General features: G+C 74.1%; 19 protein-coding genes. 14 read left to right on the top strand and 5 right to left on the bottom strand.

The features are described 5' to 3' along the window. Positions 1–229 precede the first annotated feature (229 nt). Positions 230–2,344, bottom strand: a complete 2,115-nt coding sequence (locus tag ACZ5WK_RS04925; RefSeq protein WP_465544993.1) for a putative bifunctional diguanylate cyclase/phosphodiesterase — start codon at positions 2,342–2,344, stop codon at positions 230–232. Continuing rightward, a complete protein-coding gene (locus ACZ5WK_RS04920) occupies positions 2,341–3,147 on the bottom strand; it encodes an SAM-dependent methyltransferase (RefSeq protein WP_465544991.1) in 807 nt (268 codons plus the stop codon). Before ACZ5WK_RS04920 ends, ACZ5WK_RS04925 begins: the two co-directional genes overlap by 4 nt. A 269-nt stretch (positions 3,148–3,416) precedes the next feature. Between ACZ5WK_RS04920 and ACZ5WK_RS04915 the strand changes: the two genes are divergently transcribed. The 9 genes from ACZ5WK_RS04915 (at position 3,417) to ACZ5WK_RS04875 (ending at position 14,891) form a co-directional block, all read left to right on the top strand. Beyond that, entirely contained in the window at positions 3,417–5,195 is a 1,779-nt protein-coding gene (locus tag ACZ5WK_RS04915) for a glycoside hydrolase family 15 protein (protein WP_465544989.1), read from the top strand. 47 nt (positions 5,196–5,242) lie between these two features. After that, on the top strand, positions 5,243–5,728 hold the full coding sequence (locus ACZ5WK_RS04910; RefSeq protein WP_465544987.1) for an SRPBCC family protein: 486 nt from the start codon (positions 5,243–5,245) through the stop codon (positions 5,726–5,728). A gap of 183 nt (positions 5,729–5,911) precedes the next feature. Beyond that, a complete protein-coding gene (locus ACZ5WK_RS04905) occupies positions 5,912–7,063 on the top strand; it encodes an aminotransferase class I/II-fold pyridoxal phosphate-dependent enzyme (RefSeq protein ID WP_465544985.1) in 1,152 nt (383 codons plus the stop codon). A gap of 244 nt (positions 7,064–7,307) precedes the next feature. Beyond that, on the top strand, positions 7,308–8,660 hold the full coding sequence (gene egtA, locus ACZ5WK_RS04900; RefSeq protein ID WP_465544983.1) for an ergothioneine biosynthesis glutamate--cysteine ligase EgtA: 1,353 nt from the start codon (positions 7,308–7,310) through the stop codon (positions 8,658–8,660). Next, positions 8,657–10,027: an ergothioneine biosynthesis protein EgtB gene (gene egtB, locus ACZ5WK_RS04895; RefSeq protein ID WP_465544981.1), complete on the top strand. Its 1,371-nt coding sequence runs from the start codon at positions 8,657–8,659 to the stop codon at positions 10,025–10,027. The genes egtA and egtB overlap by 4 nt, the downstream gene beginning before the upstream one ends. Continuing rightward, positions 10,027–10,782, top strand: coding sequence for an ergothioneine biosynthesis protein EgtC (egtC, locus tag ACZ5WK_RS04890; protein WP_465544979.1), 756 nt, complete (start codon positions 10,027–10,029; stop codon positions 10,780–10,782). The genes egtB and egtC overlap by 1 nt, the downstream gene beginning before the upstream one ends. A gap of 48 nt (positions 10,783–10,830) precedes the next feature. Further along, positions 10,831–11,814 (top strand): L-histidine N(alpha)-methyltransferase, encoded by a 984-nt coding sequence (egtD, locus tag ACZ5WK_RS04885; protein WP_465544977.1) that lies wholly within the window; start codon positions 10,831–10,833, stop codon positions 11,812–11,814. 117 nt (positions 11,815–11,931) lie between these two features. Then, positions 11,932–13,371: a sugar porter family MFS transporter gene (locus ACZ5WK_RS04880; RefSeq protein ID WP_465544975.1), complete on the top strand. Its 1,440-nt coding sequence runs from the start codon at positions 11,932–11,934 to the stop codon at positions 13,369–13,371. Positions 13,372–13,556: 185 nt separating this feature from the next. Next, entirely contained in the window at positions 13,557–14,891 is a 1,335-nt protein-coding gene (locus tag ACZ5WK_RS04875; protein ID WP_465544973.1) for a nitric oxide synthase oxygenase, read from the top strand. Between the two features lie 71 nt (positions 14,892–14,962). Here ACZ5WK_RS04875 and ACZ5WK_RS04870 read toward each other — a convergent pair whose 3' ends face one another. Further along, entirely contained in the window at positions 14,963–15,604 is a 642-nt protein-coding gene (locus ACZ5WK_RS04870) for a TetR/AcrR family transcriptional regulator (RefSeq protein ID WP_465544971.1), read from the bottom strand. 244 nt (positions 15,605–15,848) lie between these two features. Between ACZ5WK_RS04870 and ACZ5WK_RS04865 the strand changes: the two genes are divergently transcribed. From ACZ5WK_RS04865 to ACZ5WK_RS04850, 4 genes are all read left to right on the top strand, one after another. Beyond that, on the top strand, positions 15,849–17,024 hold the full coding sequence (locus ACZ5WK_RS04865) for an acyl-CoA dehydrogenase family protein (protein WP_465544969.1): 1,176 nt from the start codon (positions 15,849–15,851) through the stop codon (positions 17,022–17,024). 96 nt (positions 17,025–17,120) lie between these two features. Beyond that, on the top strand, positions 17,121–18,308 hold the full coding sequence (locus ACZ5WK_RS04860) for a thiolase family protein (RefSeq protein ID WP_465544967.1): 1,188 nt from the start codon (positions 17,121–17,123) through the stop codon (positions 18,306–18,308). Positions 18,309–18,360: 52 nt separating this feature from the next. Next, a complete protein-coding gene (fabG, locus tag ACZ5WK_RS04855; RefSeq protein WP_396320018.1) occupies positions 18,361–19,119 on the top strand; it encodes a 3-oxoacyl-ACP reductase FabG in 759 nt (252 codons plus the stop codon). A 196-nt stretch (positions 19,120–19,315) separates the two neighbouring features. After that, positions 19,316–20,677: a S53 family peptidase gene (locus tag ACZ5WK_RS04850; protein ID WP_465544965.1), complete on the top strand. Its 1,362-nt coding sequence runs from the start codon at positions 19,316–19,318 to the stop codon at positions 20,675–20,677. 170 nt (positions 20,678–20,847) lie between these two features. Here ACZ5WK_RS04850 and ACZ5WK_RS04845 read toward each other — a convergent pair whose 3' ends face one another. Together ACZ5WK_RS04845 and ACZ5WK_RS04840 are read right to left on the bottom strand one after the other, a co-directional pair. Beyond that, positions 20,848–22,908, bottom strand: coding sequence for a hypothetical protein (locus tag ACZ5WK_RS04845; protein ID WP_465544963.1), 2,061 nt, complete (start codon positions 22,906–22,908; stop codon positions 20,848–20,850). 796 nt (positions 22,909–23,704) lie between these two features. Beyond that, the gene (locus ACZ5WK_RS04840) at positions 23,705–24,619 is read right to left on the bottom strand and encodes an alpha/beta hydrolase (RefSeq protein WP_465544961.1); all 915 of its coding nucleotides are present in this window, start codon (positions 24,617–24,619) and stop codon (positions 23,705–23,707) included. Between the two features lie 303 nt (positions 24,620–24,922). Here ACZ5WK_RS04840 and ACZ5WK_RS04835 point away from each other — a divergent pair, with 303 nt between their 5' ends. Beyond that, positions 24,923–25,939 (top strand): Lrp/AsnC family transcriptional regulator, encoded by a 1,017-nt coding sequence (locus tag ACZ5WK_RS04835; protein WP_465544959.1) that lies wholly within the window; start codon positions 24,923–24,925, stop codon positions 25,937–25,939. The last annotated feature ends 20 nt before the right edge of the window (positions 25,940–25,959 follow it).

The following is a 25,959-nucleotide window of genomic DNA, read 5'->3' as shown; positions in this document are numbered from 1 at the left end:
ACGGAGGTGCGAGGTGTGCCAGGGCCTCATCGTGCCCAGGTGACCGGCATCACGTCAAGTGGTTTGTCATAATTGGTTCTTTATGCCCGATTCGGCATACGTCCGTCGGCGCCCCCCGCACGGGCACCGCACGCCGAGCGGCCCTCGCTCCCGACCGGTCCTCAGCCCCCGGCCGATCCCCGGCCCCCGGCCGATCCCCGGCCCGACCGCCCCCCGGCCCCACCGGTCCTCAGCCCCCGACCGGCCGGCCCTCCGGCTCCTCGGCGATCCGGCGGGCGATCTCGCCCGGCCGCACCGGCCGCCCGAAGTGCCAGCCCTGCGCCCAGTCGCAGCCGATGGTGCGCAGCCGCTCGGCGTCCCGCAGGGTCTCCACGCCCTCGGCGGTGACGGTCAGGCCCAGCGCGTGCGCCATCGACACCAGGCCGCTGACGATCCGCCAGCCGGTCTCCTCGTCCTTGGCCGGATCGTGCAGGTCACCCACGAAGGAGCCGGCGATCTTCAGCCCCGAGACCGGCAGGTCGCGCAGGTAGGCCAGGTTGGACCAGCCGGTGCCGAAGTCGTCCACGGCGAGCGAGACGCCCTGGTCGACCAGCCCGTGCAGGGTGCGCAGTGCCTCGTCCTCCGGGCCGACCACGGTGGACTCGGTGATCTCCAGCTGGAGCCGGGCCGGGTCCAGGCCGGTGGATTCGAGGATCCGGGCGAGGTCGGCCACCAGCGCGGCACTGCGGGCCTGACGGACCGCCAGGTTGACGTTCAGCTGCGGCGCGTCGTCGCCGAACCGCCTGATCCAGTCGGCCGCCTGGCCACACGCCTGTTCCAGCACCCAGCGGCCGAGCGGCATGATCAGGCCGGTCTCCTCGGCGGTGGTGACGAACTCGTCGGGGCCGAGCACCCCCAACTGCGGGTGGCGCCAGCGCACCAGCGCCTCGACGGCGGCCAGCCGGCCGTCGGCCAGCGCGTACAACGGCTGGTAGTCGATGAAGAACTCGCCGCGGTCGAGCGCGGCCGGCATCCGGACGGACACGGCGTAGCGGCTGACCGCGCGGGCGTTCTCCTTGGGGTCGAAGAGCGTCCAGCGGCCGCGGCCGGCCTCCTTGGCCCGGTACAGCGTCAGGTCCGCCGCGCGGACGGCGGCGCCGGGGGTGGTGGTCGAGACGCGCCGCTCCAGCACGCCCACGCTGGCGCCGACGGCGAGCTTGTGATCGCCGATCAGGACCGGCCCGGCCAGTGCCTTCAGCACGGTCTTGGCGGCGGCGACGGCCTCCTGCTCGCCCCGGCAGTTCTCCAGCAGGACGACGAACTCGTCGCCGCCGAGCCGGGCGACCAGGTGGCCGAGCGGGGTCAGGGCGGCCTTCAGCCGGGCGGCGACGGCGGAGAGCAGCTGGTCTCCGGTGTCGTGGCCGAGGCTGTCGTTGACCACCTTGAAGCCGTCGAGGTCCACATAGCAGAGACCGAACCGGGCACCCGGGTCCGGCTCCTCGAAGAGCTTCTCCAGCCGCTCGAAGAAGGCCGCCCGGTTGGGCAGGCCGGTCAGCGGGTCGTGGGTGGCCTGGTGGCGCAGCCGCTCCTGGAGCCGGTAGCGGTCGGTGATGTCCTCCAGCATCGCCACCTGGTACTGCGGGACGCCGTCGTCGTCACGGATCAGCGAGACGGTCAGGTGGGTCCAGACCACCTCGCCGTCCTGCCGGTAGTACGGCTTGTCGAACTGGAAGTAGTCCCGCTTGCCGCTGATCAGGTCCTCGTACGCCTCCCAGACGCCCGGGGCGTCCTCGGGGTGGACGAGGTCGCCGACCCGGCGGCCCTGCATGTCCTCCGGGCCGGCCCCGAACAGCTCCTGGAGAGCCTTGTTGACGGCCAGGATGTTGCCCTCGGTGTCGCCGATGCCGATGCCGATCGCCGCGCTCTCGAAGAGCGCGCGGAACCGCGCCTCGGAGGCGCGCAGCGCCCGCTCGGCCTCCTTGCGGGCCATGTCGGCGGCGGTGCGGATGGCCTCCTGCTCGCGCAGGGTCCGCTCACGGAGGGCAGCCGCCCAGCCGGCCGCGAAGGCGCCGCAGAGCGCGGGCCCGCGGTCGTCGGTGACCGGCTGCTCCTGGAGCAGCTCCACGGCCCGGGCTAGCACCACCGGGTCGGTGAAGTGCGCGTCCACCAGTTCGGCACCGGCCTGCGCGGCCAGGTGCGGCTCGAACGGGTCGTCCTGCTGGGCACGGTGGAGCAGCGCGGCGGTCCGGGAGACGAGCCGGCCGAGCAGGCCGGGGTGGACCGCCGTGCCATGGTCACCGGAGAGCAGCCGCGACCAGTCCTCGTGGAACCGTTCGGCACTGCTCGGCACCGGCGCATCACTCACGGGCGGAACCCCACGCCCGCCACCCCGGTCATCCGCTCGGGGTGCTGGCCGACGGCCTCCGGCTGGTCGGGCCGCCACTGCGGCAGGTAGACGACACCGGGCTCGACCAGATCGAAGCCGGCGAACATCGCGGTGATCTGCTCGTGGGTGCGCATGGTCAGCGGAGTGGGCGTCATCCTGTACAGCTTCTGGTGGTCCTCGGCCTGGTCCGGGCGGCCCTCCAGGGAGGCGTGCGAGAGGACCAGCGCGCTGCCCGGCGGGAGGGCGTCGCGCAGCACCTCGACCAGCTTCCACGGGTCCTCGGAGTCGCTGACGAAGTGCAGGACGGCCACCAGCAGCACGGCCACCGGCTCGCCGGCCGCAAGCAGGGACCGCACCTCGGGGCGGGCCATCAGGTCGTCGATGTCCCGCAGGTCGGCCTGGACGACGGAGCTCTTCGGGTCGTCCTCCAGCAGCAGCCGGCTGTGCGCGACGGCGACCGGGTCGCGGTCGATGTAGACCACCTCGGCCTCGGGGCGGATCGCCCGGGCGATCTCGTGCACGGCGCCGAAGGTGGGGATGCCGGAACCGATGTCCAGGAAACGGGTGACGCCCCGTTCGGCGACGAACTGCACGGCGCGGCGCAGGAAGGCCCGGTTGGACCGCATGATCTGGGGCAGCTCCGGCCAGAGGGCGATCGCCTTGCGGGCCATCTTCCGGTCCACCTCGAAGTTGTGCGAACCACCGAGATAGTAGTCGTAGACCCGCGCGGCGTTCGGTTTGTCCAGGTCCGTGCCCTCCGGTACCCAGTTCGGTCGCCGCATCCTAAGGACTCCTTCACTCCGGTTCCGGGAAGCCAGCTGTCTGAAGGGACGGCTGGGACTGATGAGACTACAAGCACAAAAGATCCTCCCTTGCACGCCGAACGGGTGCAAGCGGAGCTCTCCCGTCCTGCCGGAGGGTCCGCCTCCGTTCCGGCCCGTGTCCGCCCGTGCGCCGCCCCGGGCCACCCGGCACCCGCCCGGCGCCCGCCCGCGCCCGGGGCCGGCTCCCCGCCCTGCCGGGAAGGCGAGCGGGCCGGACAATGGAGCCGATGGCCAGACTCATCGAGGACTACGCCCTGATCGGCGACCTGCAGACCGCTGCCCTGGTGGGCCGGGACGGATCTGTCGACTGGCTCTGCCTGCCCCGGTTCGACTCCCCCAGCTGCTTCGCCGGCCTCCTCGGCGACCGGCAGCACGGCGCCTGGCGGCTCGCCCCCGTCGGCGGCACGCAGTGTTCCGCCCGCCGCTACCTCGGCGACAGCCTCGTCCTGGAAAGTGAGTGGCGCACACCCGGCGGCTCGGTGCGGATCACCGACTTCATGCCCCAGCGCGGACCGGACAGCCGCACCCCGCAACTCATCCGGATCGTGGAGGGCCTCGGCGGCACCGTCCCGGTCCGCGGCGAGCTGCGGCTGCGGTTCAACTACGGCCGGATCGAGCCCTGGGTACGCCGCACCGGCCGGCACCGGGTCGCCGTCGCCGGGCCGGACTCCGTCTGGTTACGGGTCCCGCCCGGCGTGCACACCTACGGCGTGGACGGCATCACCGTCTCCGACTTCACCGTCACCGCCGGCGACCGCATCGCCTTCGTGCTCACCTGGCAGCCCTCCCACCTGACCGCCACCCCGCGCACCGACCCCGAGGAGACCCTGCTCGCCACCCTGCGCGACTGGCAGCGGTGGGCGGCCGGCTGCCGGTACCGCGGCGAGTGGCGGGACGCCGTGCTGCGCTCGCTGATCACCCTCAAGGCGCTCACCTACGCCCCCACCGGCGGGATCGTCGCCGCGCCCACCGCCTCCCTGCCCGAACGGATCGGCGGGATGCGCAACTGGGACTACCGGTTCTGCTGGCTGCGCGACTCCTCGATGACCCTCTCCGCCCTGCTCCGCGGCGGGTTCCGCGAGGAGGCCGCCGCCTGGCGCCGCTGGCTGCTGCGCGCCATCGCCGGCGACCCGGGCGACCTGCAGACCGTGTACGGGGTCGCCGGCGAACGCGTCCTCGGTGAGACCGTCGCCGACTGGCTGCCCGGCTACGAGGACTCCCGGCCGGTCCGGTTCGGCAACGCCGCCGTCGACCAGCTCCAACTCGACGTCTACGGCGAGGTGGTGGACACCCTGCACCTCGCACTGCTGGCCGGCCTGCCGATGGAACGGCACGTCTGGACCCTGCTGCGGACCCTGATGGAGTACCTGGAACAGCACTGGCGGGAGCCCGACGAGGGCCTCTGGGAGGTCCGCGGCGGGCGGCAGCACTTCGTCCACTCCAAGGTGATGTCCTGGGTCGCCGCCGACCGCGCCGTCCGGCTCGCCGAGGCCACCGGCCTGCCCGCGCCCGTCGACCGCTGGCGGGCCATGCGCGACGCCGTCCACGCCGACGTCTGCGCGCACGGCTACGACCGGCGGCGCGGCGTCTTCGTCCAGCACTACGGCGGGCAGGGGCTCGACGCGGCCACCCTGTTCGTGGTCAAGAGCGGCTTCCTGCCGCCGGACGACCCGCGGGTGATCAGGACCGTGGACGCCGTCCGGGACGGCCTCGACCACGGCGGCCTCGTCCGCCGCTACCAGGCCCACCAGCGCACCGACGGCCTGCCCGGCGGCGAGGGCGCCTTCCTGGCCTGCTCGTTCTGGCTCGCCGACGCGCTCGCCGCGACCGGGCGGCGGGCCGAGGCGCGCGAACTGTTCGCCCGGGTGGTCGGGCTCGCCAACGACCTCGGGCTGCTCTCCGAGCAGTGGGAGCCGCGCTCCCGCCGCCAACTCGGCAACACCCCGCAGGCGTTCACCCACGTCGCACTGGTCAACACGGCGTTCACGCTGGCCGAACCGGAGTGACGCGCAGGGGCCCTGCCCGGCGGGCGGACGGGAGTACCGTTCGGCAGGTGGACCCCAACCACTACCGATTCCGCGGCGCCTGGCGACTGCCCGCGCCGCCGGCCGCCGTGTACGCGGCACTGGAGGACGTGCGGAGCTACCCGCTCTGGTGGCCCGAGATCCGCACCGCCCGGGAGACCGGCCCGGACGCCGGCGAGGTGGAGGTGCGCGCGCTGCTGCCGTACCGGCTGGTCATCGGGCTGGAGAGGGTCCGGCGCGACCCGGCCGCCGGGGTGCTGGAGGCCGCCATGCACGGCGACCTCACCGGCTGGTCCCGCTGGACCGTCACCCCGGACGGCCCGGGCGCCGCGGACGGCGCGGGCAGCCGCGTGCTCTTCGAGGAGGACACCCGGCCGGCCAAGCCCCTGCTGCGCCGGCTCGCCCTCCCCCTGCACCCCGTCTTCCGCGCCAACCACGCCGCGATGATGTGGCGGGGGCGGCGGGGGCTGGCCGGGTACCTGGGCAGGGGCGGGGCGCGGGCCGCCGACGGCTGACCGCGGTCGGCGGGCGCCCGTCACCCCGCTGGCCTCGGTCGAACAGCCAGCCGCGCAGCAGCCGGGTGACGGTCGTCAGCCAGGCGGCCACCGGCTCCGGGCGGCCCGGTTCGAGTGATCGTCCGATGCGGCTAGCGTGGCTGTGGACGTCTTCGCCCGCCGCCGTACCGGGAGGCCCCTGCCGTGAGCGCTCCGCCCGAGGACTTCGGTTTCGACCGCCCCTTCGACCGCGCCGGCACCGGCAGCAGCAAGTGGGCGCGGGCCGGCGGCGGGGCGGACGGGGTGATCCCGATGAGCCTCGCCGACATGGACCTGCCCGGCCCGGCCGCCGTCGCCCGCGCCCTGGCGGACCGGGCCGGGCACCGCGCGTACGGGTACACGGTGTGCGACCCGGCCGGGCGGGCGCTGGTGGCGCGGTGGTACCGGGAGCGGCACGGGGTGACGGTGGATCCGGCATGGGTGGTGCTGCTGCCGGCCGGCCCGCGGACCGCCGTCCGGCTGCTGCTGGAGGCGGTGCGCCCGGCCGGGCCGGTGCTGTTCCCGGCCCCCGAGTGGGGCGGCTTCGCCCAGCTCTGCCGGTCCGCCGCGCTGCCGTACGAGGAGGTGCCGCTGCCCCGGGACGACGCGGGATACCGGCTGCCGGTGGCCGCGTTGGCGGGGCGCCGGGCCGGGGCGGTGCTGCTCAGCAGTCCGCACAACCCGTCCGGGCGGGTCTGGCACGAGGGCGAGATCCGTGCGCTCGCCGGGGCGGCGGCGGAGGCCGGCGCGGTGCTGGTCTCGGACGAGGTGCACGGCGACCTCACCCACCCGGGGCACCGGCACCCGGTGGCCGTCGCCGTGGCGGGCCCGTACCGGGAGCGGACCGTCACGCTCAACTCGGTGGGCAAGACCTTCAACACCTCCGGCATCCCCAGCTGCTTCGCGCTCGTCCCGGACGGCGCACTGCGCGAGCGGCTCACCGACGTGATGGCCGGTTACGGCCTCTGGGAGGGCGGGCTGCTGGAGCAGGAGGTGCAGCAGGCGGCGCTGCGGCACGGCGGCCCGTGGCTGGACGCGTTGCTGGCGCACCTGGCGGCCGCCCGGAACCGGCTGACCGGCCTGCTCGGCGGCGCCGTCGTCTCCGCGCCCGAGGCCTCGTACCTGCTCTGGGTGGACGCCGTCGCGCTGGGCCTGCCGCCGGCCGGGGCGCGGGGGGCGCTGCTGGAGCGGTGCGGTCTGGAGGCCTCCGACGGGGCCGACTTCGGGCCGGGCGGGCACGGCGCGCTGCGGCTCAACTACGCGCTGCCGGGCCCTGTCCTGGAGACCGTCCTGGAGCGGCTGGCCCGGCTCCGCTGAGGTCCGCCCGAGGCCCGGCCGAGGGGCTGCCCGGAGCCTGGGCGTGGCTCCGCCGGGGCCCCGGAAATGACTCCGCCGGGGCCCGGGCGAGACTCCCCCGGAGCCCCGGATCACCCGATTGCACCCCCTCTGACCTGCGACGACATCTCTTCACGAGATGTTTGCGGAGCGCCCCCGCATGGTCCGTAGCAGACTGGGCAGGGTAGACCGGGCCGCAATCGTGATCCCGAGGATGGTGAGTCCGGTGACACCCGTTCGCCCGACCAGCCCGACCGCCCGCCCCAGCACGGACCCGCCCCCGAGCGGGGTGACACCGCTCACCGAATCGGCGGCACGCCGCCACATGGCCGGCGTCTGTTTCAAGATCGGACCGCCCCGGCTGATCGGTGTCGAGGTGGAGTGGTTCGTCCATGACGACCGATGTCCCACCCGCCCCGTCCAACCGGAGCGGCTGCACGCCGCACTGGACGCGCTGCCCCTCGGAGGCCCCGACGGGACGTCGCTCCCCTCCGGAGCCCGCCTCACTCTCGAACCCGGCGGACAGGTCGAGCTCAGCTCCCCGCCCGCCGACGGCCTCACCGCCTGCGTCGACGACACCCGACGCGATCTCGCCGCCCTGCGGGCCGCCTTCGCCGCCCAGGGCCTGCGCCTCACCGGCACCGGCACCGACCCCCTCGCCCGTCCGCGCCAGATGGTGCTGGACCACCCGCGCTACCTGGCGATGGAACGGTTCTTCAACTCGGCCGGCCCCTGGGGCCGGATCATGATGACCGGCACCGCGTCCGTCCAGGTCTGCCTGGACGCCGGCGCCGCGGACGGTCCGCACGCGCTGGACCGGCGCTGGCGCCTCGCCCACCGGCTGGGTCCGGTGCTGGTCGCCGCCTTCGCCAACTCCCCGCTGCTGGACGGCAGGCCCACCGGCCACCGGTCCACCCGGCAGACCGTCTGGTCCCGGATGGACCCCACCCGCACGCTCGCCCCCGCCCCCGACCACGGCGACCCGCGCGAGGCCTGGACCCGGTACGTGCTGGACGCCGAGGTGCTCTGCATCCGCCGCCCCGACGGGCTGCCCTGGACCGCTCCGGCCGGGATGACGTTCGCCGACTGGCTGCGCGGCGCCGGCGAGCGCCCGCCCACCCTGGCCGACCTGGACTACCACCGCACCACGCTGTTCCCGCCGGTCCGCCCGCGCGGCCACCTGGAGCTGCGGATGATCGACGCGCAGCCCGGCGACGGCTGGATCGTCCCCGCCGCCCTGGTCACCGCACTGCTGGACGACCCGGTGGCCGCCGAGGCCGCACTCGCCGCGCTGGAGCCGCTGGAGTGCGCCGACGGCCCGCGTCCGCCGCGCAGCGACGCCTGGCGCCGGGCCGCCACCCTGGCCGTCGCCGACCCCGAGCTGCGCCGCGCCACCCTCGCCTGCTTCGCCGCCGCCGACGCCGCGCTGGGCCGCCTGCCCGGCGCCGGACGGCTGCGCACCGCCGTCGCCGAGTTCGCCGAGCGCTACCCCGCGCGCGGCCGCTGCCCGGCCGACGACCAGCTGGACGCACTGCGCTCCGGCACCCGACGCACTCCCCCGGAGGAGGCCGCACCATGATCGACGACGCCCGCCCGACCGGCGCCCCCGCCCCGGCAGCCGCGCCGCTGGAGACCCTGTCGCCGGAGGCCCTCCGGGAGATGATCGCCGCCGAGCTGCTGGCCGCCCGCGCCCGCACCGCCGCGCTCACCGACTGCGTCGAGGACCGTGACCTGACCGCCCAGCACTCACCGCTGATGTCCCCGCTGGTCTGGGACCTCGCGCACATCGGCAACCAGGAAGAGCTCTGGCTGCTGCGGAACGTGGGCGGCCGGGATCCGATGCACCCCGAGATCGACCCGCTCTACGACGCCTTCGAGCACCCGCGTGCCGAGCGCCCCAGCCTGCCGCTGCTGCCTCCGCACGAGGCCCGCGCGTACGCGCACGAGGTGCGCGGCCGGGTGCTCGACCTGCTGGGCGAGAGTCCGTTGGAGGGCGCGCCGCTACTGGACGCCGGGTTCGCCTTCGGCATGATCGCCCAGCACGAACAGCAGCACGACGAGACGATGCTGATCACCCATCAGCTCCGCAGGGGAGAGCCCGCCCTGGCCGCTCCCCCGCCGCCGCCCGCCCCCGCGGACGCGGCCACGCTGCCCGCCGACGTGGTGATCCCGGCGGGCCCGTTCACCATGGGCACCGACACCGAGCCGTGGGCGCTGGACAACGAACGACCGGCGCACCGGGTCGAGCTGCCGGCCTTCCGGCTGGACACCACGCCCGTCACCAACGGCGCCTACCTGCGGTTCATCGCCGACGGCGGCTACGACGACCCGCACTGGTGGACCGCCGAGGGCTGGGAGCACCGGCAGAAGGCCGGGCTGACCGCCCCGCTGTTCTGGCACCGCGAGGGCGGCCAGTGGCTCCGCCGCCGGTTCGGCCTGCTGGAGCCGGTGCCGGCCGACGAGCCGGTGCTGCACGTCAGCTGGTACGAGGCCGACGCGTACGCCCGGTGGGCGGGCCGGCGGCTGCCGACCGAGGCGGAGTGGGAGAAGGCCGCCCGGCACGACCCGGCCACCGGGCGCTCCCGCCGCTACCCGTGGGGCGACGCGTCGCCCGCGCCCGAGCACGCCAACCTCGGCCAGCGCCACCTCCGCCCGGCCCCGGCCGGAAGCTACCCGGACGGCGAATCGCCCGACGGGGTACGGCAGTTGATGGGCGACGTGTGGGAGTGGACGGCCAGCGACTTCCACCCCTACCCGGGCTTCCGGGCCTGGCCGTACAAGGAGTACTCGGAGGTCTTCTTCGGGCCCGAGTACAAGGTGCTGCGCGGCGGCTGCTTCGCCGTCGCACCGGTCGCCTGCCGGGGCACCTTCCGCAACTGGGACTACCCGATCCGCCGCCAGATCTTCGCCGGGTTCCGCACCGCCGCCGATGTGGAGTCGGACTGATGTGCCGCCACATCGCCTACCTGGGCGAGCCACTGGCACCGGGGGAGCTGCTGGTCGAGCCGCCGTTCGGGCTCTACCGGCAGTCCTGGGCGCCGCGGACGCAGCAGTACGGCACGGTCAACGCGGACGGCTTCGGCCTCGGCTGGTACGCCGACGGCGACGAGGTGCCGGCCCGCCACCGGCGGGCCGGGCCGATCTGGGCGGACTCCTCGTTCGCCGACCTCGCCCGGGTGATCCGCACCCGGGCGCTGCTGGCGGCCGTCCGCTCGGCCACCGAGGGGTGCGCGGCGGGCGAGGAGGCAGCCGCGCCGTTCGCCGGCGGGCGCTGGCTGTTCAGCCACAACGGCGCGGTGGCCGGCTGGCCGGAGAAGCTCGACGCCCTGGCCGGGCTGCTGCCGCCGGCCGAGCTGCTGGAGCTGGTGGCGCGCACCGACTCGGCGCTGCTCTGGGGCCTGGCGCTGCACCGGCTGCGCGCCGGCGCGGGCCTCGGCGAGGCACTGGCCGGCACCGTCGCGGACGTGGCCGCCCACACCACCGGCCGGCTCAACCTGCTGCTCACCGACGGCCGTGCCATCGCCGCGACCAGCTGGGGCGACACCCTGCACCACCGGACCCTGCCCGGGCGCGGGGTGGTGGTGGCCTCCGAGCCGTACGACGACCACCCGGACTGGACGGCCGTCCCGGACCGCTCGCTGCTGCTGGCAGGCCCGGACGGCATCACGGTCGAGCCGCTCGGAGCCGTTCGGGCGCTCTGAGTCTTCCTCCCTCTCCCCTTCACTTTTTGAACCGAGGACCCATCTGTCATGAGCACCTTTGATCTCACCCGGCTGCTGCCCGCCGACCACTTCAGCACCGCCTTGCGGCACGACGTGCAGCACGGTCTGACCTCCGAACCGAAGTGGCTCCCGCCGAAGTGGTTCTACGACGCCCGGGGCAGCGAGCTGTTCGAGGAGATCACCCGGCTGCCGGAGTACTACCCGACCCGCGCCGAGCGGGCCATCCTGACCGCCCGGGCCGGCGAGATCGCCGCCGCCACCGGCGCCCGCACCCTGGTCGAGCTGGGCTCCGGCTCCTCCGAGAAGACCCGGCTGCTGCTGGACGCCCTGCGCGACCTCGGCACCCTGCACACCTATGTCCCGGTCGACGTCAGCGAGAGCGCGCTGACCTCCGCCGGAGAGGCGCTCGCCGAGGAGTACCCGGGGCTGACGGTGCACGGCGTACTGGCCGACTTCACCGCCCGGCTCGGGCTGCCCCCGGACGGCGGCCCGCGCCTGGTCGCCTTCCTCGGCGGCACCCTGGGCAACCTGCTCCCCACCGAGCGGGCCGCCTTCCTGCGCGGCCTGCGCGCCGCCCTCGACCCGGGCGACTTCCTGCTGCTCGGCACCGACCTGGTGAAGGACCCGGGCGTACTGGTCGCCGCCTACGACGACGCGGCCGGGGTGACGGCGGAGTTCAACCGGAACGTGCTCAACGTGCTGAACCGCGAGCTGAACGCCGACTTCGACCCGGACGCGTTCGAGCACGTGGCGCTCTGGGACGAGGAGCAGGAGTGGATCGAGATGCGGCTGCGCTCACTGCGCTCCCAGACCGTGAAGATCCCGGTGCTCGACCTGCCGGTCCACTTCGACGCGGGCGAGGAGCTGCGCACCGAGGTGTCGGCGAAGTTCCGCCGGGAGCGGGTCGCGGAGGAACTGGCGGCGGCCGGCCTGCGGCTGAGCCGCTGGTGGACGGACGACGGGGGACGGTTCGGACTGTCGCTGGCCTCGCCGGCCGAAGCTCGGATTTGATAGTTCACTTTACTAATGGCAAAAGGGACTTGATGGGCATCCCACGTACAACATTTGAACATTGACGGGTTACGATCTCGGCACCAAGCTCAGCGTTGAGTATCAGGAGTCAAGATCGTGAGCGTCACCCAGCAGCCCACGGAGCCGACGGAGCCCTCGGCGGCGGAGGCCCGATCCACCGACCGCCTCGGCTTCGTCGTCTTCATCACCGCCGCCGCGGCCCTCGGCGGATTCCTGTTCGGCTACGACAGCTCCGTGATCAACGGGGCCGTCTCGGGCATCCAGGAGAAGTTCGGCGTCGGCGACGGCGTGACCGGCCTGATCGTCTCCTCGGCGCTGCTCGGCTCGGCGATCGGCGCCGCGGTGGCCGGCCGGTTCGCCGACCGGTACGGCCGGATCAAGGTGATGAAGGCGGGTGCGCTGCTCTTCGCGGTGAGCGCGGTCGGCTCGATGCTGCCGTTCTCCGCCTGGGACCTCGCCTGCTGGCGGGTCCTCGGCGGAGCGGCCATCGGCATCGCCTCGGTGATCGCCCCGACCTACATCGCCGAGGTGGCGCCGACCAAGTACCGCGGCCGGCTCGCCTCCTTCCAGCAGGCCGCGATCGTGCTCGGCATCGCGATCTCCCAGCTGGTCAACTGGGTGCTGGCGGACGCCGCCGGCGGCGAGACCCGTGGCCACCTGCTCGGCCTGGAGGCCTGGCAGTGGATGCTCGGCATCTGTGTGCTGCCCGCCGCCGTCTACTTCGTGCTCTCCTCGATGATCCCCGAGTCCCCGCGCTACCTGATCTCGGCCGGCCGCCTGGACGAGGCCCGCGCCGTGCTCGCCGACGTCGAGGGCAAGGACGCCGACACCGACGCCCGGATCGCCGAGATCCAGGGCCTGATCGACTCCGACCACCAGCCGCGCTTCCGCGACCTGCTCGGCGGCCGCTTCGGCCTGCTGCCGATCGTCTGGGTCGGCATCGGCCTCTCGGTGTTCCAGCAGCTGGTCGGCATCAACGTGATCTTCTACTACTCGTCGATCCTCTGGCAGTCGGTCGGCATCGACCAGAGCAACTCGCTGCTGATCAGCTTCATCGGCTCGGTCATCAACATCCTCGGCACGGTGGTCGCGATCCTGCTGGTCGACCGGATCGGCCGCAAGCCGCTCGCCCTGATCGGCTCGGCCGGCATGGCCGTCGCCCTGGCCGCCTGCGGCTGGGCGTTCTCCTCCGCCACCGGCAGCGGCGACAACGTCACCCTCCCGGACCTCCAGGGCACCGTCGCCCTGATCGCCGCCAACGCGTTCGTGCTGTTCTTCGCGATGTCCTGGGGCGTCGTGGTCTGGGTGATGCTCGGCGAGATGTTCCCCAACCGGATCCGCGCCGCCGCGCTCTCCGTCGCCGCCTCCGCGCAGTGGATCGCCAACTGGGCGATCACCGTCTCGTTCCCGTCGCTCTCGCGCTGGAACCTCTCGGCGACCTACCTGGTCTACGCGGCCTTCGCGGCCCTGTCGATCCTCTTCGTGGCACGGTTCATGAAGGAGACCAAGGGCATCCGGCTGGAGGACATGGGCTGACGCAAGCCATGGGCTGATCCGACAGTCCGACCTTCGGCCCCCGCACCCTAGCGCCCCCGGCGCGGGTGCGGGGGCCGAATCGTTCACTCTCTGCGGCGGGGCGCACACCTCCGGTACTCCTGGTGGCCAGGAGGGATGAGTCCTTGATCTTCAACCGGCTTCGCACCCGCAGCACCCGCAGACCCGTGGCAGCGCCTGCCGCCGGCTGTCCGTACGCCCATGCGCACCCCGCGCCCGAGCCCGCCGGGCCGGCGCCCGTCCAGACGCCCGGGCACCCGGTCGGGCGGCTGACCGACCACGGCACCGGCTCGCTCACCCCCCGCGACCAGGCGCCGGAGGCGGCCCACGTCATCGGGGCCGGCCACTTCACCGGCCCCGGTCACTTCACCGGCCCCGGTCACTTCACCGGCCCCGGTCATTTCACCGGCCCCGGTCATTTCACCAATCCTGCGGAGGCCGAAGCGTTCGTCCGGCAGTTCCACCGCGAGCAGCCCGCCGCCGGGGACCCGGCCGAGCGGGTGCGGGCCGTCCTCGACGAGATCGACCGCACCGGCACCTACGAGCACACGCCGGCCGAGCTGGCGTACGGCACCAAGCTGGCCTGGCGCAACGCGGCCCGCTGCATCGGCCGGCTGTACTGGCGCAGCCTGGTCGTCCGCGACCTGCGGCACCTCGCCTCGGCCGACGACATCGCCGCCGAGTGCTTCGAGCACCTGCGGGTGGCCGGCAACGGCGGCCGGATCCGCCCGGTGATCTCGGTCTTCGCCCCCGACCGGCCCGGCCGTCCGGCCGCCCGCATCCTCAACCAGCAGCTGATCCGCTACGCCGGCCACCCCGGCGCGGACGGTGGCTGGATCGGCGACCCGGCCGGCGCCCAACTGGCCGCCCGCGCCCGGGACCTCGGCTGGAAGTGCGGCGAGGGCCGGTTCGAGGTGCTGCCGCTGCTGGTCCAGGAGCGGCCCGGTGAGCGCCCCGAGTGGTACGAGCTGCCGGACGACACGACGTTGGAGGTCGAGCTCGTCCACCCCGACCACGACTGGTTCGCCGACCTGGGCCTGCACTGGTACGCGGTGCCAGCGATCAGCGACATGACGTTGGAGATCGGCGGTGTGCGCTACCCCACCGCGCCGTTCAACGGCTGGTACATGGGCACCGAGATCGGCGCCCGCAACCTCGCCGACGCCGACCGGTACGACATGCTGGCCACCGTCGCCGAGCGGCTCGGGCTGGACACCTCCAGCGACCGCACGCTCTGGCGCGACCGGGCGCTGGTGGAGCTCAACGTCGCGGTGCTGCACTCGTTCCAGGAGGCCGGGGTGACCATGGCCGACCACCACACCGAGTCGGAGCGGTTCCTCAAGCACGTCGCCCAGGAGAAGCGGCTCGGCCGGGCCACACCCGCCGACTGGAGCTGGATCGTGCCGCCGGTCTCCGGCGGGCTGACCCCCGTCTACCACCGGTACTACGACCCGGTGGACCCGTCGCTGCGGCCGGCCTTCGTGGCCCGCGAGCCCTGGTGAGTCCCGCGGACGGGGCGCGGCGGGGGCGCGGCCGGGTGGGGGGTCGGCCGGATGGGTCGGCGAGGGGGCGCTCAGCGGTGCGGGACGGTGCGTTCGTACCGTAGGAGCAATCCGTCGAGGAGCGCTTCGAGCCCGGTCTCGAACGCGCCCTCGTCGATCGCGCTCCGGTGCTCGGCCAGCCGGTGGGCCTCGCCGAGGTGCGGGTAGTCGGCGGCGTCGTACACCCCGGCGTCCTCGGGGAAACCCGCCGCGAACGAGGCGAGCGCCGAGCCGGCGACGAAGTACCGCATCAGCGCGCCGATCCGGGTGGCCTGCCCACGCGGCCAGCCGGCCTCGACAAGGCAGCCGAAGACGGCGTCGGCCAGCCTCAGCGCGTTCGGCCGCCGCCCGGGGCCCTGGGCCAGCACCGGGACGATGTCGGGATGCGCGGCGAGGGCGGCGCGGTAGGAGCGAGCCCAGTCGCGCAGCGCCTCCGGCCAGGCCGCTTCCCGGCCGAACATCGACAGGTCGACCTCGCCCATCACGCTGTCCACCACCGCGTCCAGCAGTTCGTCCTTGGTGGCGAAGTGGTTGTAGAGCGACGGCCCGCTGACCGACAGCTCGGTGGCGAGGCGGCGGGTGGAGAGCGCGGCCAGGCCCTCGGCGTCGATGAGCTGGAGCGCGGCGGTGACGATGCGCTCGCGGCTGAGCAGGGGGGTGCGCGGGCGGGCCATCGTCGCGGTGCCTCCGGGTCGAATGGGTTCGGGCGGGGTGGGTGCGGGCGGAGTGGGAGCGCGGGTCGGTCGGTAGACGGGTCGGTCGCTGCGCGGGTGGGTCGGTCGGTGCGGGCCGGTCTCGGACCGGTGGATGCGTTCGAGTGGGCGGGGACCGATTCTGGCAGGCGCCTCTTCCCAGTGCGCCCCGGTCGGGGCTACAGTCCCCCCATAAAACTTGCAGCGCTAGTTTAACGGGGTCCCGATGAACCTGGAGCTCTCCGAGGAGCAGGCCGCGCTCCGTGACCTGGCGGCCGCCTTCACGGACCGCGAGATCGTCCCGTACGCCGCCGAGTGGGACCGCGCCGAGTCCGTCGACCGCGCGATCATCGGCAAACTCGGCAAACTCGGCCTGCTCGGGCTCACCCTCCCCGAGGAGTACGGCGGCAGCGGCGGCGACCATCTCGCCTACTGCCTCGCCCTGGAGGAGCTCGGCCGGGGTGACTCCGCCGTGCGCGGCATCGTCTCGGTCTCGCTCGGCCTGGTCGCCAAGTCGGTCAACAGCTATGGCAGCGAGGAACAGAAGCGGCACTGGCTGCCCCGGCTCACCTCCGGTGAAGCCCTCGGCTGCTTCGCGCTGACCGAGCCCGGCACCGGCTCGGACGCCGCCAACCTCACCACCCGCGCGGTCCGGGACGACGGGGACACCTCCCGCCCGAAGGGCGGGGGAGACTGGCTGATCAGCGGCACCAAGATGTTCATCACCAACGGGACCTGGGCCGACGTCGCCCTCGTCTTCGCCCGGACGGGCGGGGCGGGACACAAGGGCGTCACCGCTTTCCTCGTCCCCACCGACCTGCCCGGCTTCACCCGCACGGAGATCCACGGCAAGCTCGGCCTGCGCGGCCAGGCCACCGCCGAACTCGCCCTCGACGGCGTCCGGGTGCCCGACTCCGCCCGGCTCGGCGAAGTCGGCAAGGGGTTCGGCGTGGCGATGGCCGCGCTCGCCAAGGGCCGGATGTCGGTCGCCGCCGGCTGCGTCGGGATCGCCCGGGCCTGCCTGGACGCCGCCGTCCGGTACGCGGGCGAGCGCGAGCAGTTCGGCAAGCCGATCGCCTCGCACCAGCTGGTGCAGGAGCTGCTCGCCGACATCGCCGTGGACGTCGAGGCCTCCCGCCTGCTCACCTGGAAGGTCGCCGACCACATCGACCGCGGCCTGCCGTTCGCCACCGAGTCCTCCGTCGCCAAGCTCTACGCGAGCGAGGCCGCCGTCCGGGCCGCCAACAACGCGCTCCAGGTCTTCGGCGGCTACGGGTTCATCGACGAGTACCCGGTCGGCAAGTACCTGCGCGACGCACGGGTGATGACGCTCTACGAGGGCACCAGCCAGATCCACAAGCTTCTGATCGGGCGCGCGCTCACCGGCGTCAACGCCTTCTAGCCCCGCTGTTCCCGCTGTTCCTGCTCTCCCCGCTCTTCCCGCAGTTCCCGCTGTTCCCGCTGTTCCGCTGTTCCCGCTGATAAGGAGCCCGACGACGTGCGTCCTGTCTACTTCGCCGCAGCCCGCCGCACACCCATCGGCCGGCTGCGCGGAGCGCTCGCCACGGTCCGCCCCGACGACCTCTCGGCCACCGTGCTGCGCGCCCTGCTCGCCGACGTGCCCGCCCTCGACCCCGCCCGGATCGACGACGTCTACTGGGGCGCCGCCAACCAGGCCGGCGAGGACAACCGCAACGCCGCCCGGATGGCCGTCCTGCTGGCCGGCCTGCCCGACACTGTCCCCGGCGCCACCGTCAACCGGCTCTGCGCCTCCGGCCTGGAGGCCGTCACCATGGCCGCCCGGGCCATCGGCTCCGGCGAGGCCGACGTGGTGGTGGCCGGCGGCTGCGAGTCGATGACCCGCGCCCCCTTCGTCCTCCCCCGCCCCGACGAGGCGCTGCCGCACAAGATCGAAACCTTTGACACCCGGCTCGGCTGGCGTCTCACCAACCCCCGGATGGCCGACCTGCACGGCATCCTCTCCATGGGCGAGACCGCCGAGGAGGTCGCCACCCGCTACGGCATCACCCGCGAGCGGCAGGACGCCTTCGCGCTCCGAAGCCACCAGCGCGCCGCCGCCGCCCGCAAGGACGGCCACTTCGACGCCGAACTCGTGCCGGTCGAGCGGCCGGACGGGGTGACGGTCGGCCAGGACGAGAGCATCCGCGAGGACACCAGCCTCGAAAAGCTGGCCCGGCTGAAGCCGGCGTTCCGGGCGGGCGGCACGGTGACGGCGGGCAACGCCTCCCCGATGAACGACGGCGCGGCCGGCCTGGTGCTGGTCAGCGAGGAGGCTCTCGGCGAACTGGACCTCCAGCCGCTCGGCCGCTACGTCGCCGGTGCCTCCGCCGGGGTGCACCCGGACGTCATGGGCATCGGGCCGGTGCCGGCCACCCGCAAGGCGCTCGGCCGGGTCGGCTGGTCGGTCGACGCGGTGGAGGAGGCCGAGCTCAACGAGGCCTTCGCGGCCCAGGTACTCGCCTCCGTCGACCAGTTGGGCATCGATCCGGAGCTGGTGAACCCGACCGGAGGCGCCATCGCACTCGGCCACCCCCTGGGCGGCTCCGGCGCCCGTATCCTCACCACCCTGCTGCACCGGATGCGCCGCAGCGGCGCCCGCCGCGGACTGGCCACCATGTGCGTGGGCGTCGGCCAGGGCACCGCCGTTCTCGTGGAATCGGCCTGAGGGCCGCGAGCCCACGATCGTCCCCCATTCCCCATTGATCGAAGGAGCAGCTGTGACTCGCTTCGCAGGCAAGGTCGCCGTCGTCACCGGCGCGGCGCAGGGTATCGGTGCGGCCACCGCGCGGCTGCTGGCGGAGGAGGGCGCGGCCGTCGCCGTCGTCGACCTCACCGCCGAGCGCGCCGCCGGCACCGTCGAGGAGATCACCGCGAAGGGCGGCACCGCGCGGGCGTACGGCTGCGACGTGGCCGACTACGACGCGGTGGAGGCCGTGTTCGCGCAGGTGGCGCAGGACCTCGGCGGGGTGCACGTCCTGGTGAACAACGCCGGGATCACCCGGGACAACCTGTTCTTCAAGATGCCCAAGTCCGACTGGGACGCGGTGCTGACGGTCAACCTGACCAGCGCCTACAACTGCAGCCACGTCGCGCAGAAGTACATGGTGGCGCAGAAGTACGGCAAGATCGTCTCGCTCAGCTCGCGCTCGGCGCTCGGCAACCGGGGCCAGGCCAACTACGCCGCCGCCAAGGCCGGCATCCAGGGGCTGACCGCCACCCTGGCCATCGAGCTGGGCCCGTTCAACATCAACGTCAACGCCGTCGCCCCCGGCTACATCGCCACCGCGATGACCGCCGCCACCGCCGAGCGGGTGGGCGCCTCGGCCGAGGACCACCAGACCGAGGTCGCCGCCCGGACGCCGCTGCGGCGGGTCGGGCAGCCGGAGGAGATCGCCTCGGTGGTCGCCTTCCTGGCCAGCGAGGACGCCTCGTACGTCAGCGGGCAGACACTGTACGTCAATGGTGGGGCACGCTGACCACTTCTGACGTTTCGTCAGATGGCCGTCCCCGGTGATGGGTTACCTTCACCTGGGACGGCCTTTACCTTTTCCGGTGGCCAGGCGTGACCATGCCGGCAGTACGAAATGACTATGGCATGATCATGTGGCGCTCGATGGGATGGCCGGACCGACCCGACCGAAACAGGTCGGGCCCTGCGTCCCAAGGAGTCCCATGGGCAGCCCCGCCACCCTCCGCCGCGCCCTGGCCCTGCTCGCCGCCGGGGCCACCGCCCTCACCGCCGGCACGCTCTCCGTTCCGGCCGTGAGCGCCACGGCCTCCGGCAGCCTGGCCGGTGTGCACGTACGCCCCGCCTCCGCCGGGCACGTCAGCGCCACCGGGCGCACCGCGCCACTGCCCACCTCACAGTGCGTCAGCCAGATCGGCATCCACTGCTACTCCCCGCTCCAGTACCGGACCGCCTACAACCTCGACCCGCTGTACCAGCAGGGCATCACCGGCAAGGGCCGCACCATCGTCATCGTCGACTCCTTCGGCTCGCCGACCATCCAGCACGACCTGGAGGTCTTCGACAAGCAGTGGGGCATCCCCGACACCCAGGTCGAGGTCGTCAAGTGGGGCAACGTCCCGCCGTTCGACCCCACCAACGCCGACCACACCGGCTGGGCGGGTGAGACCACCCTCGACGTCGAGTACGCCCACGCCATCGCGCCCGACGCGCACATCGTCCTGGTCGAGACCGGCGTCGCCGAGACCGAGGGCACCACCGGCCTGCCCGAGATGATGGACGCCGAGAAGGCCATCATCAAGTCCGGCCGCGCCGACGTGATCTCGCAGAGCTTCGGTGCCACCGAGAACACCTTCCCCGGCTTCGACAAGGGCAACTTCAAGTCGCTCACCGACCTGCGCTACGCCTTCAAGGAGGCCGCCGACCGCGACGTCACCGTGCTCGCCGCCTCCGGCGACAACGGCGCGACCGACGCCCAGGAGAACGGCGAGGACCTCTACCCGTACAAGGTCAACTCCTGGCCGTCCAGCGACCCGCTGGTCACCTCCATCGGCGGCACCCAGCTCAGCCTGGACGACGCCGGCAAGCGCACCGCGCCCGACAAGGTCTGGCACGACAACTACGGCGCGGGCGGCGGCGGCGTGTCCGGCGTCTTCGAGCGCCCGTGGTACCAGGCCGGCGTGGCCGGGGTCACCGGCAACCACCGCGGCACCCCGGACATCAGCATGAGCGCGGCCGTGGACGGCGGCGCCTGGACGTACGAGTCCTACGACCCGACCTCCGTCGGCTGGCACCTCACCGGCGGCACCAGCGAGGCCACCCCGATCTTCTCGGGCGTCGTCGCCCTCGCCGACCAGCTCGCCGGCCACCGCCTCGGCCAGCTCAACTGGCGCCTCTACGGCCTCAACCTGCTCCCGCAGCAGTGGAGCGGGCTGGTCGACGTGACCGCCGGCGACAACTCCTGGGACAAGGTGACGGGCTACCAGGCCGCCAAGGGCTACGACCTCGCCAGCGGCCTCGGCACCATCGACGGCACCAAGTTCGTCCACGCCCTCGCGGGCCGCTGACCGCACCACCTCTCGGAGGGGGAGCCGGCCCACCGGCTCCCCCTCCGGCGCGTCCGGCCGCCCCACCCGCACAGGAAGTCGGCCGGGCCGACTTCCCACTCCGCTCCCCCGGCTCGGGCGCGGTCCACGCGCACGAAAAGCCGGACCCGCCGACTTCCCGTGCGCGGGGGTCAGGCGGGGTCGGTGGCGGCCAGGTGGGCGAGGTGGCGTTCGGCGGCGCGGAGCTTCCGGCCGTCGGGGCCGGGGAGGTAGGCGCGCAGTTCGATGATCTCGGGGGCGATGCGGAGGGCCGCCGCACGGTCCGGGATCGCCCGCCAGCAGGCTTCGGCGTTGGTGGCGGCCTGCTGGGTCTCCGGATGCTCCGCGCCCTGGGACCGGAGGAGGGTGAGGGCCACCTCGCGGTAGATGTCGGCCGCCTCGATCGTCTTCCCGGCCAGGCGGCACACGTGCGCGCGGACCTGGCGGACCTGGAGGACCGGTTCGGAGACGGCGCCGTGCTCGGCGATCGCCTCCAGTTCGAGGGCGAAGGCGAGGTCGGTGGCGGCGCCGTGGTCCCCGGCGTCGGCGCTGCGGACGATCCGGCCGATCACCTCGCGGTAGTCCTCGCGGGGCTGGGAGGCGTCCGGTCCGGCAACCTCGGGCTCGGGCCCGGTCGGCGCAGCTTCGGGCCCGGTCGGCGCCGCCTCGGCGGGCGCAGGACCGGCCGGGGCAACGCCGGCCGGAGCAGCCGGCACCGCGTCCGCGAGGACGACGCCCTCGGTGACGCCTTCGGTCGCGGTGACGGCGTCGGTCGGGGTGACGTCCGCCGGCGTGGAGTCCGCCGGGGTGACGTCCGCCGGGGTGCGCTTGTCGAGGGTGACGACGCCGTCCGAGGTGGGCCGCCAGGCGTAGGCCTTGCGCAGGTCGACGGGGTGGGGCGGGGGCGGCGGCGTGGGCGGGACTCCGGGCTTGAACAGGTTCACCGGGCCGTCGGACGGCGGCAAGGGCACGACGGCGGGCGCGGACCCCGCGAAGGCGGCCGCGGCGGGCTTGTCCAGCGTGACGACGGGCCTCGGGACGAACGGGACGGCGTCACGCGGAACGGCGTCCCTCGGAACGGCATCGCGCGGACCGTCGTCGTGCCGGGCCGGCGGGCGGGGCAGCACGGCGGCCGGGCGCGGACCCTCGTAGGCGGCGGGGTCCAGGGCCGGACCGTCCGTCCGGCGGGCGGTGTTGCGGAAGAACGGACGGTTCGGCGCGTGCGTGGCGAGGATGACGACGTCCGGGCGCAGCACCGAGTACACCTGCTGGCGGAGCTGTTCGGGGGCGAGGACGGCGTCGGCCCCCGGGCGGCCGCCGTGCAGGGCCTCGATCAGCGCGCGGGTGAAGGTACCGATCTGCTCCGGGTCGGGGCTGACCACCGCCCAGAGCGGGAGGCCGTCGGAGAGCGGGGAGACGGTGCCCTGGAGGAACGGCCAGGCGTTCTGGTCGGCACTCAGGTCCGCGATCACGAGGGTCTGCCACTCGGCGGGCCGGTGCCGCAGTTCGCCGGCGATGGACTGCCAGGCGAGGCCGTCCTGCCGGACGCTGCCGGGCTTGGAGTCGCGCAGGGTGAGGTGCAGTTGGCCGCCGCGCTTGTCGGCGAGCAGGTGGCCGCCGAGGTGGACGAGAAGGGGGCCGGGGTGGCGGGCGGCGGCGCGGAGGTGGGCGAGCACGGTGTGCGGGTCGCTGGCGCCGGGGAGGTGGACGGCGTCCACCGCGTCGGCCGCGAGCAGGACCTGCGGGGAGACGGCGGCGAGCATCGCGGAGAGCACGGGTGCCTGGGTCGGTCCGCCGCGACCCCAGGTGCGGCGGCCGGAGTTGCCGTAGCCGCCTTCGACGACCAGCATCCGTCCGCGCGGCGCGGCCCCGAGACCGCCCGGGCCGGCCGCGCCGCCCGCCGCACCGACGGGGACGCCGTGGGCGGGGGTGGTCGCGGGGAGCGGGACGGTGAACGGCAGCGGGGTCGCCGACGGCGGCGGGGCCACGACGGACATGCCGGTGACGGTCCATCCGGTCGGCGGCGTCATCGGCGCGGGCGGCGCCTGGGCCGGTACCGGCGCCGAGGCCGGGACGGGCGGCTCGTACAGGGCGGCCGGGCCCGGCAGGCGCTCCTCGTACGGGTTGCGCGGGGGGCCCGGCGGCACGGCGTCCCAGGGGCCCGCGTCGGCCGCGGGATCGGGACCGCCGGGGACAGCCGTCGTCTCCGCCATCTCTGGTCACCGCCCCGCCCCGCCGTCCAGCGGCGTCTGACTGCCTTGCCCCGTGGTGCCTGCCACCACATCCGTCAGCGCCACCCTACGAGATCCCGGCACGCCCGAGCCAGGCCGGGGCGGTGATCAGGGCCGGGGCGGCGTCGCCCACCTTCCGTCCCGCCCGCCCTCCGGGGCGCGCCGACCACCCGCCGCCCGCCTGCCGCAGGCCCGCCGGCGCCCCCGGACCGGCGGGCGTCCGCGCCCGGTGCCGGGCCGGGCGGCGCCCGCACCGCCGGCGGCACCGGCCGCCCCGCCGGCCGAAGGGCGAACGGCCCTGCCTCGATGCCCAGTTGCCCTCGACGGCCCGCCGGCAGGACGTCGGGCCGAGCAGGGCCCCGTGCGGCGGCCGACCGGAGCGGCCGGGGCGACCGGTCCGTGCGCGCACGACCTGGCGCCGCGCCCGGGTGCGCGGTCCGGGGACGTGGCCCGCGGCCACCGGGCTCCGCGGGTACGGATCGGCCTCGTACCGGCCGAGGTCGGCGCGGGCCGATCGGGCTCGTACCGGCCGATCCGTACGTCCGGCCGGCATCCGCCGCAGTGCTGGTCCCCGGCCTGCACCCCCGTGCCAGGCCGTCGTCAACCGTCACTGCACCGCCGGTCGTCGTGCGACAGGGTGTCCACGCCGGCACCCGCACCGCCACCGCCCCCGTTCAGGGACCGCGGCTCCGTGGGCACGGCTTCCTGAGAGAACGTCGGACTCCGTGCGCGACGATCACCGCCTGCGTCGGCGGATCACCGGCTGCCGTGACCCGCCTCATCGTGGATCGCCGGGATCCAGGTGCTTCCGCAGGAACGAGACCTCCGCCGTGACGGCCTGTTCGTGCGCTTCGAGGAACGGGGCGTAATGACGGCCCGGCAGATGCACCACCTCGGACTCCGGCGCGTTCCGGGCCGCCCGGACGGCGGGGCCGGGGAGCACGCTCTGGTCCTGGTCGCAGACGACCACCAGCAGCGGGCACCGTATCCGGGCGGCATGGCGGCCGGGCCGGTACCCGCCGATCCGCAGGGAGATCCGTGCGGCCACCGTCTGCTCCCAGTTCGTGTGGCGGCGGTCGGGATCGAGGGCCCGGTCGCAGTCCGTCGCATCGGGTGTGGTGAGCGAGGCGACGGCGCCGCGCGGTCCGGAGGTCGGGACGAGGATCGGCGGACGCCCGACGAGGCCCCCGAGTGCGTCCGCGACGCCCCGGCCGAAGAGCCCCAGCAGCGCGAGGGGCGTCATGGAGCGCAGCGCGTGGGGAGCGACCGCGCGGCCGTCGACCAGCGGGGTCTGGGCGATCGCACAGGCGAGTCGCGGGTGGTCGGCCGCGACCCGGAAGACGTGGCCGCCCGCGAGCGAGAAGCCCCAGAGCGCGATCCTGTCCGGGTCGACGTCGGGCAGGCCGGCCGCGCAGGCGATCGCGGCGTGCCAGTCGGCGACCTGCTCGTCGAAGCGGACGATCTGGCGCGGCGTGCCCCCGCTCTCTCCGAACCGCCGGTGGTCGAACGCGAGGACGGCGAAACCGGCGTCGTTGAACCGTGCGGCGAAGAGGTCGGAGGCCGGTTCCTTCGTCACCGAGGTTCCGCCGGCCATGATCACGCAGCCGCCGTTGGACCCCGGGTAGTGCCAGGCGACGCACGAGGTGTCGCCGCTGGGGAAGCGTACTTTCTTCCGTTGCTCGAGTGCGGGCACGTGGGCCTCCGTGGGGATCCGTCGTTCTCGGGCTGCTGGGAAACCGCGGGCCCGCGGTGTTGTCGCACCGCAGGCCCGCTGCTCCGGGCCGCCGGTCGCGGCGCCGGAGGTGCTGACGGTCGACCGGTCAGCCGGTCAGGCCGGGGAACCAGATGCGCGGGTCGAGGATCATCGGCTGCTCCTTCCGTGTCGCGGGCCCCCGACGTGCGCCGGGGGACGGGGCGGAGGGGATGACATCCATGCTTGGGGCGTTGCCGCCGGAACAGGCTCCGCAGCGCGACGAAATGGGCGAAACTTGCCTCCATGGCGCACGCATCGGCGAATTCCGTACTGAGCCTCCTGGATCAGCGGCTGGTGGCCGCGTTGCAGTGCGACGGCCGCCTCACCGCGGAGCGGGCGGCCGACGTGCTGGGGCTCAGCCCCGCGACGGTCCGCCGCCGCCTGCAGGCGCTAGGCGCCGACGGCACCGTGCGCGTGGTGGTCTCACCCGTGGCGCGACCGCGCAACGGGGGCTCGGCCGGGGCCCTGTTCCTGCGCATCCGGGTCCTGCGGGGGAAGCTCGACACCATCGTGGCCGCGCTCGCGGCGCGCGAGGACATCCCCTTCATCGACGTCACCACGTCGGGTGACGAGATCTTCGCGGTCGCCCGCACCGAGCCGGGCTCACGCGACCCGCTGGTCTTCCGCCAGCTGCCGTCCACCCAGGCGGTGACGTCCCTGGAGAGCGCCACGATCCTGCACGTCTTCCGGCTCACCTCCGAGTGGCGCCACCAGGTGCTGAGCGCGGCCGAACGCACGGCGCTCGTCACGGGCGGGCCCGTCCCCGGGGCGGTCGCCTCCGGCTCCCCGGGCCCGTACGGCGTCGACACCGATGCCCTGGAACAGTCCCTGATCGACGCCCTCACACCCGATGCGCGCCTGCCCGCGGCGGCCCTGGCCGCGCGCACCGGCCGCCCGGAGAGCACGGTGCGCCGGCGCCTGGCCCAACTGACCGCCCAGGGCCGTCTGATCACGCAGGTCCTGGTCGATCCCCGCCGCCTCGGGCTGCCCATCGAGGCCAAGCTCCTGCTTCACGTGGCCCCCGACCATCTGGCCGCCGCCGGGCAGGCGTTGGCCGACCACCCCGCGGTGCACGGCGCGTTCGCGACGTCGGGCCCCTCCAACCTGCACGCGGCCGCGTACTTCCCGGACCTGACGACCCTCTACGGCTTCCTCTCCCGCGACCTGGTCGGCCTGGGCATCACCCACGTCGAGACGGCCATCGTCAGCCGCGCCGCCAAACGCACTCCCCAGCCGGTCCAACCCGTCCCGTCGAGGTGAGGGCGAAGCCGTTGCTCGAG

It is taken from the genome of Kitasatospora sp. NPDC032757 (genome assembly GCF_055579305.1).
Note: the sequence above shows the minus strand (reverse complement) of the source record. Positions and strands in the feature narration are given on the sequence as shown.

What these genes read in the sequence shown, in the direction of transcription:
- egtD (WP_465544977.1), top strand. Translation starts at nt 10,831, where the DNA reads ATGAGCACCTTTGATCTCACCCGGCTGCTGCCCGCCGACCACTTCAGC.
- ACZ5WK_RS04845 (WP_465544963.1), bottom strand. Translation starts at nt 22,908, where the DNA reads ATGGCGGAGACGACGGCTGTCCCCGGCGGTCCCGATCCCGCGGCCGAC.
- ACZ5WK_RS04870 (WP_465544971.1), bottom strand. Translation starts at nt 15,604, where the DNA reads ATGGCCCGCCCGCGCACCCCCCTGCTCAGCCGCGAGCGCATCGTCACC.
- egtB (WP_465544981.1), top strand. Translation starts at nt 8,657, where the DNA reads ATGATCGACGACGCCCGCCCGACCGGCGCCCCCGCCCCGGCAGCCGCG.
- ACZ5WK_RS04850 (WP_465544965.1), top strand. Translation starts at nt 19,316, where the DNA reads ATGGGCAGCCCCGCCACCCTCCGCCGCGCCCTGGCCCTGCTCGCCGCC.
- ACZ5WK_RS04915 (WP_465544989.1), top strand. Translation starts at nt 3,417, where the DNA reads ATGGCCAGACTCATCGAGGACTACGCCCTGATCGGCGACCTGCAGACC.
- ACZ5WK_RS04835 (WP_465544959.1), top strand. Translation starts at nt 24,923, where the DNA reads ATGGCGCACGCATCGGCGAATTCCGTACTGAGCCTCCTGGATCAGCGG.
- ACZ5WK_RS04920 (WP_465544991.1), bottom strand. Translation starts at nt 3,147, where the DNA reads ATGCGGCGACCGAACTGGGTACCGGAGGGCACGGACCTGGACAAACCG.
- ACZ5WK_RS04865 (WP_465544969.1), top strand. Translation starts at nt 15,849, where the DNA reads ATGAACCTGGAGCTCTCCGAGGAGCAGGCCGCGCTCCGTGACCTGGCG.
- egtC (WP_465544979.1), top strand. Translation starts at nt 10,027, where the DNA reads ATGTGCCGCCACATCGCCTACCTGGGCGAGCCACTGGCACCGGGGGAG.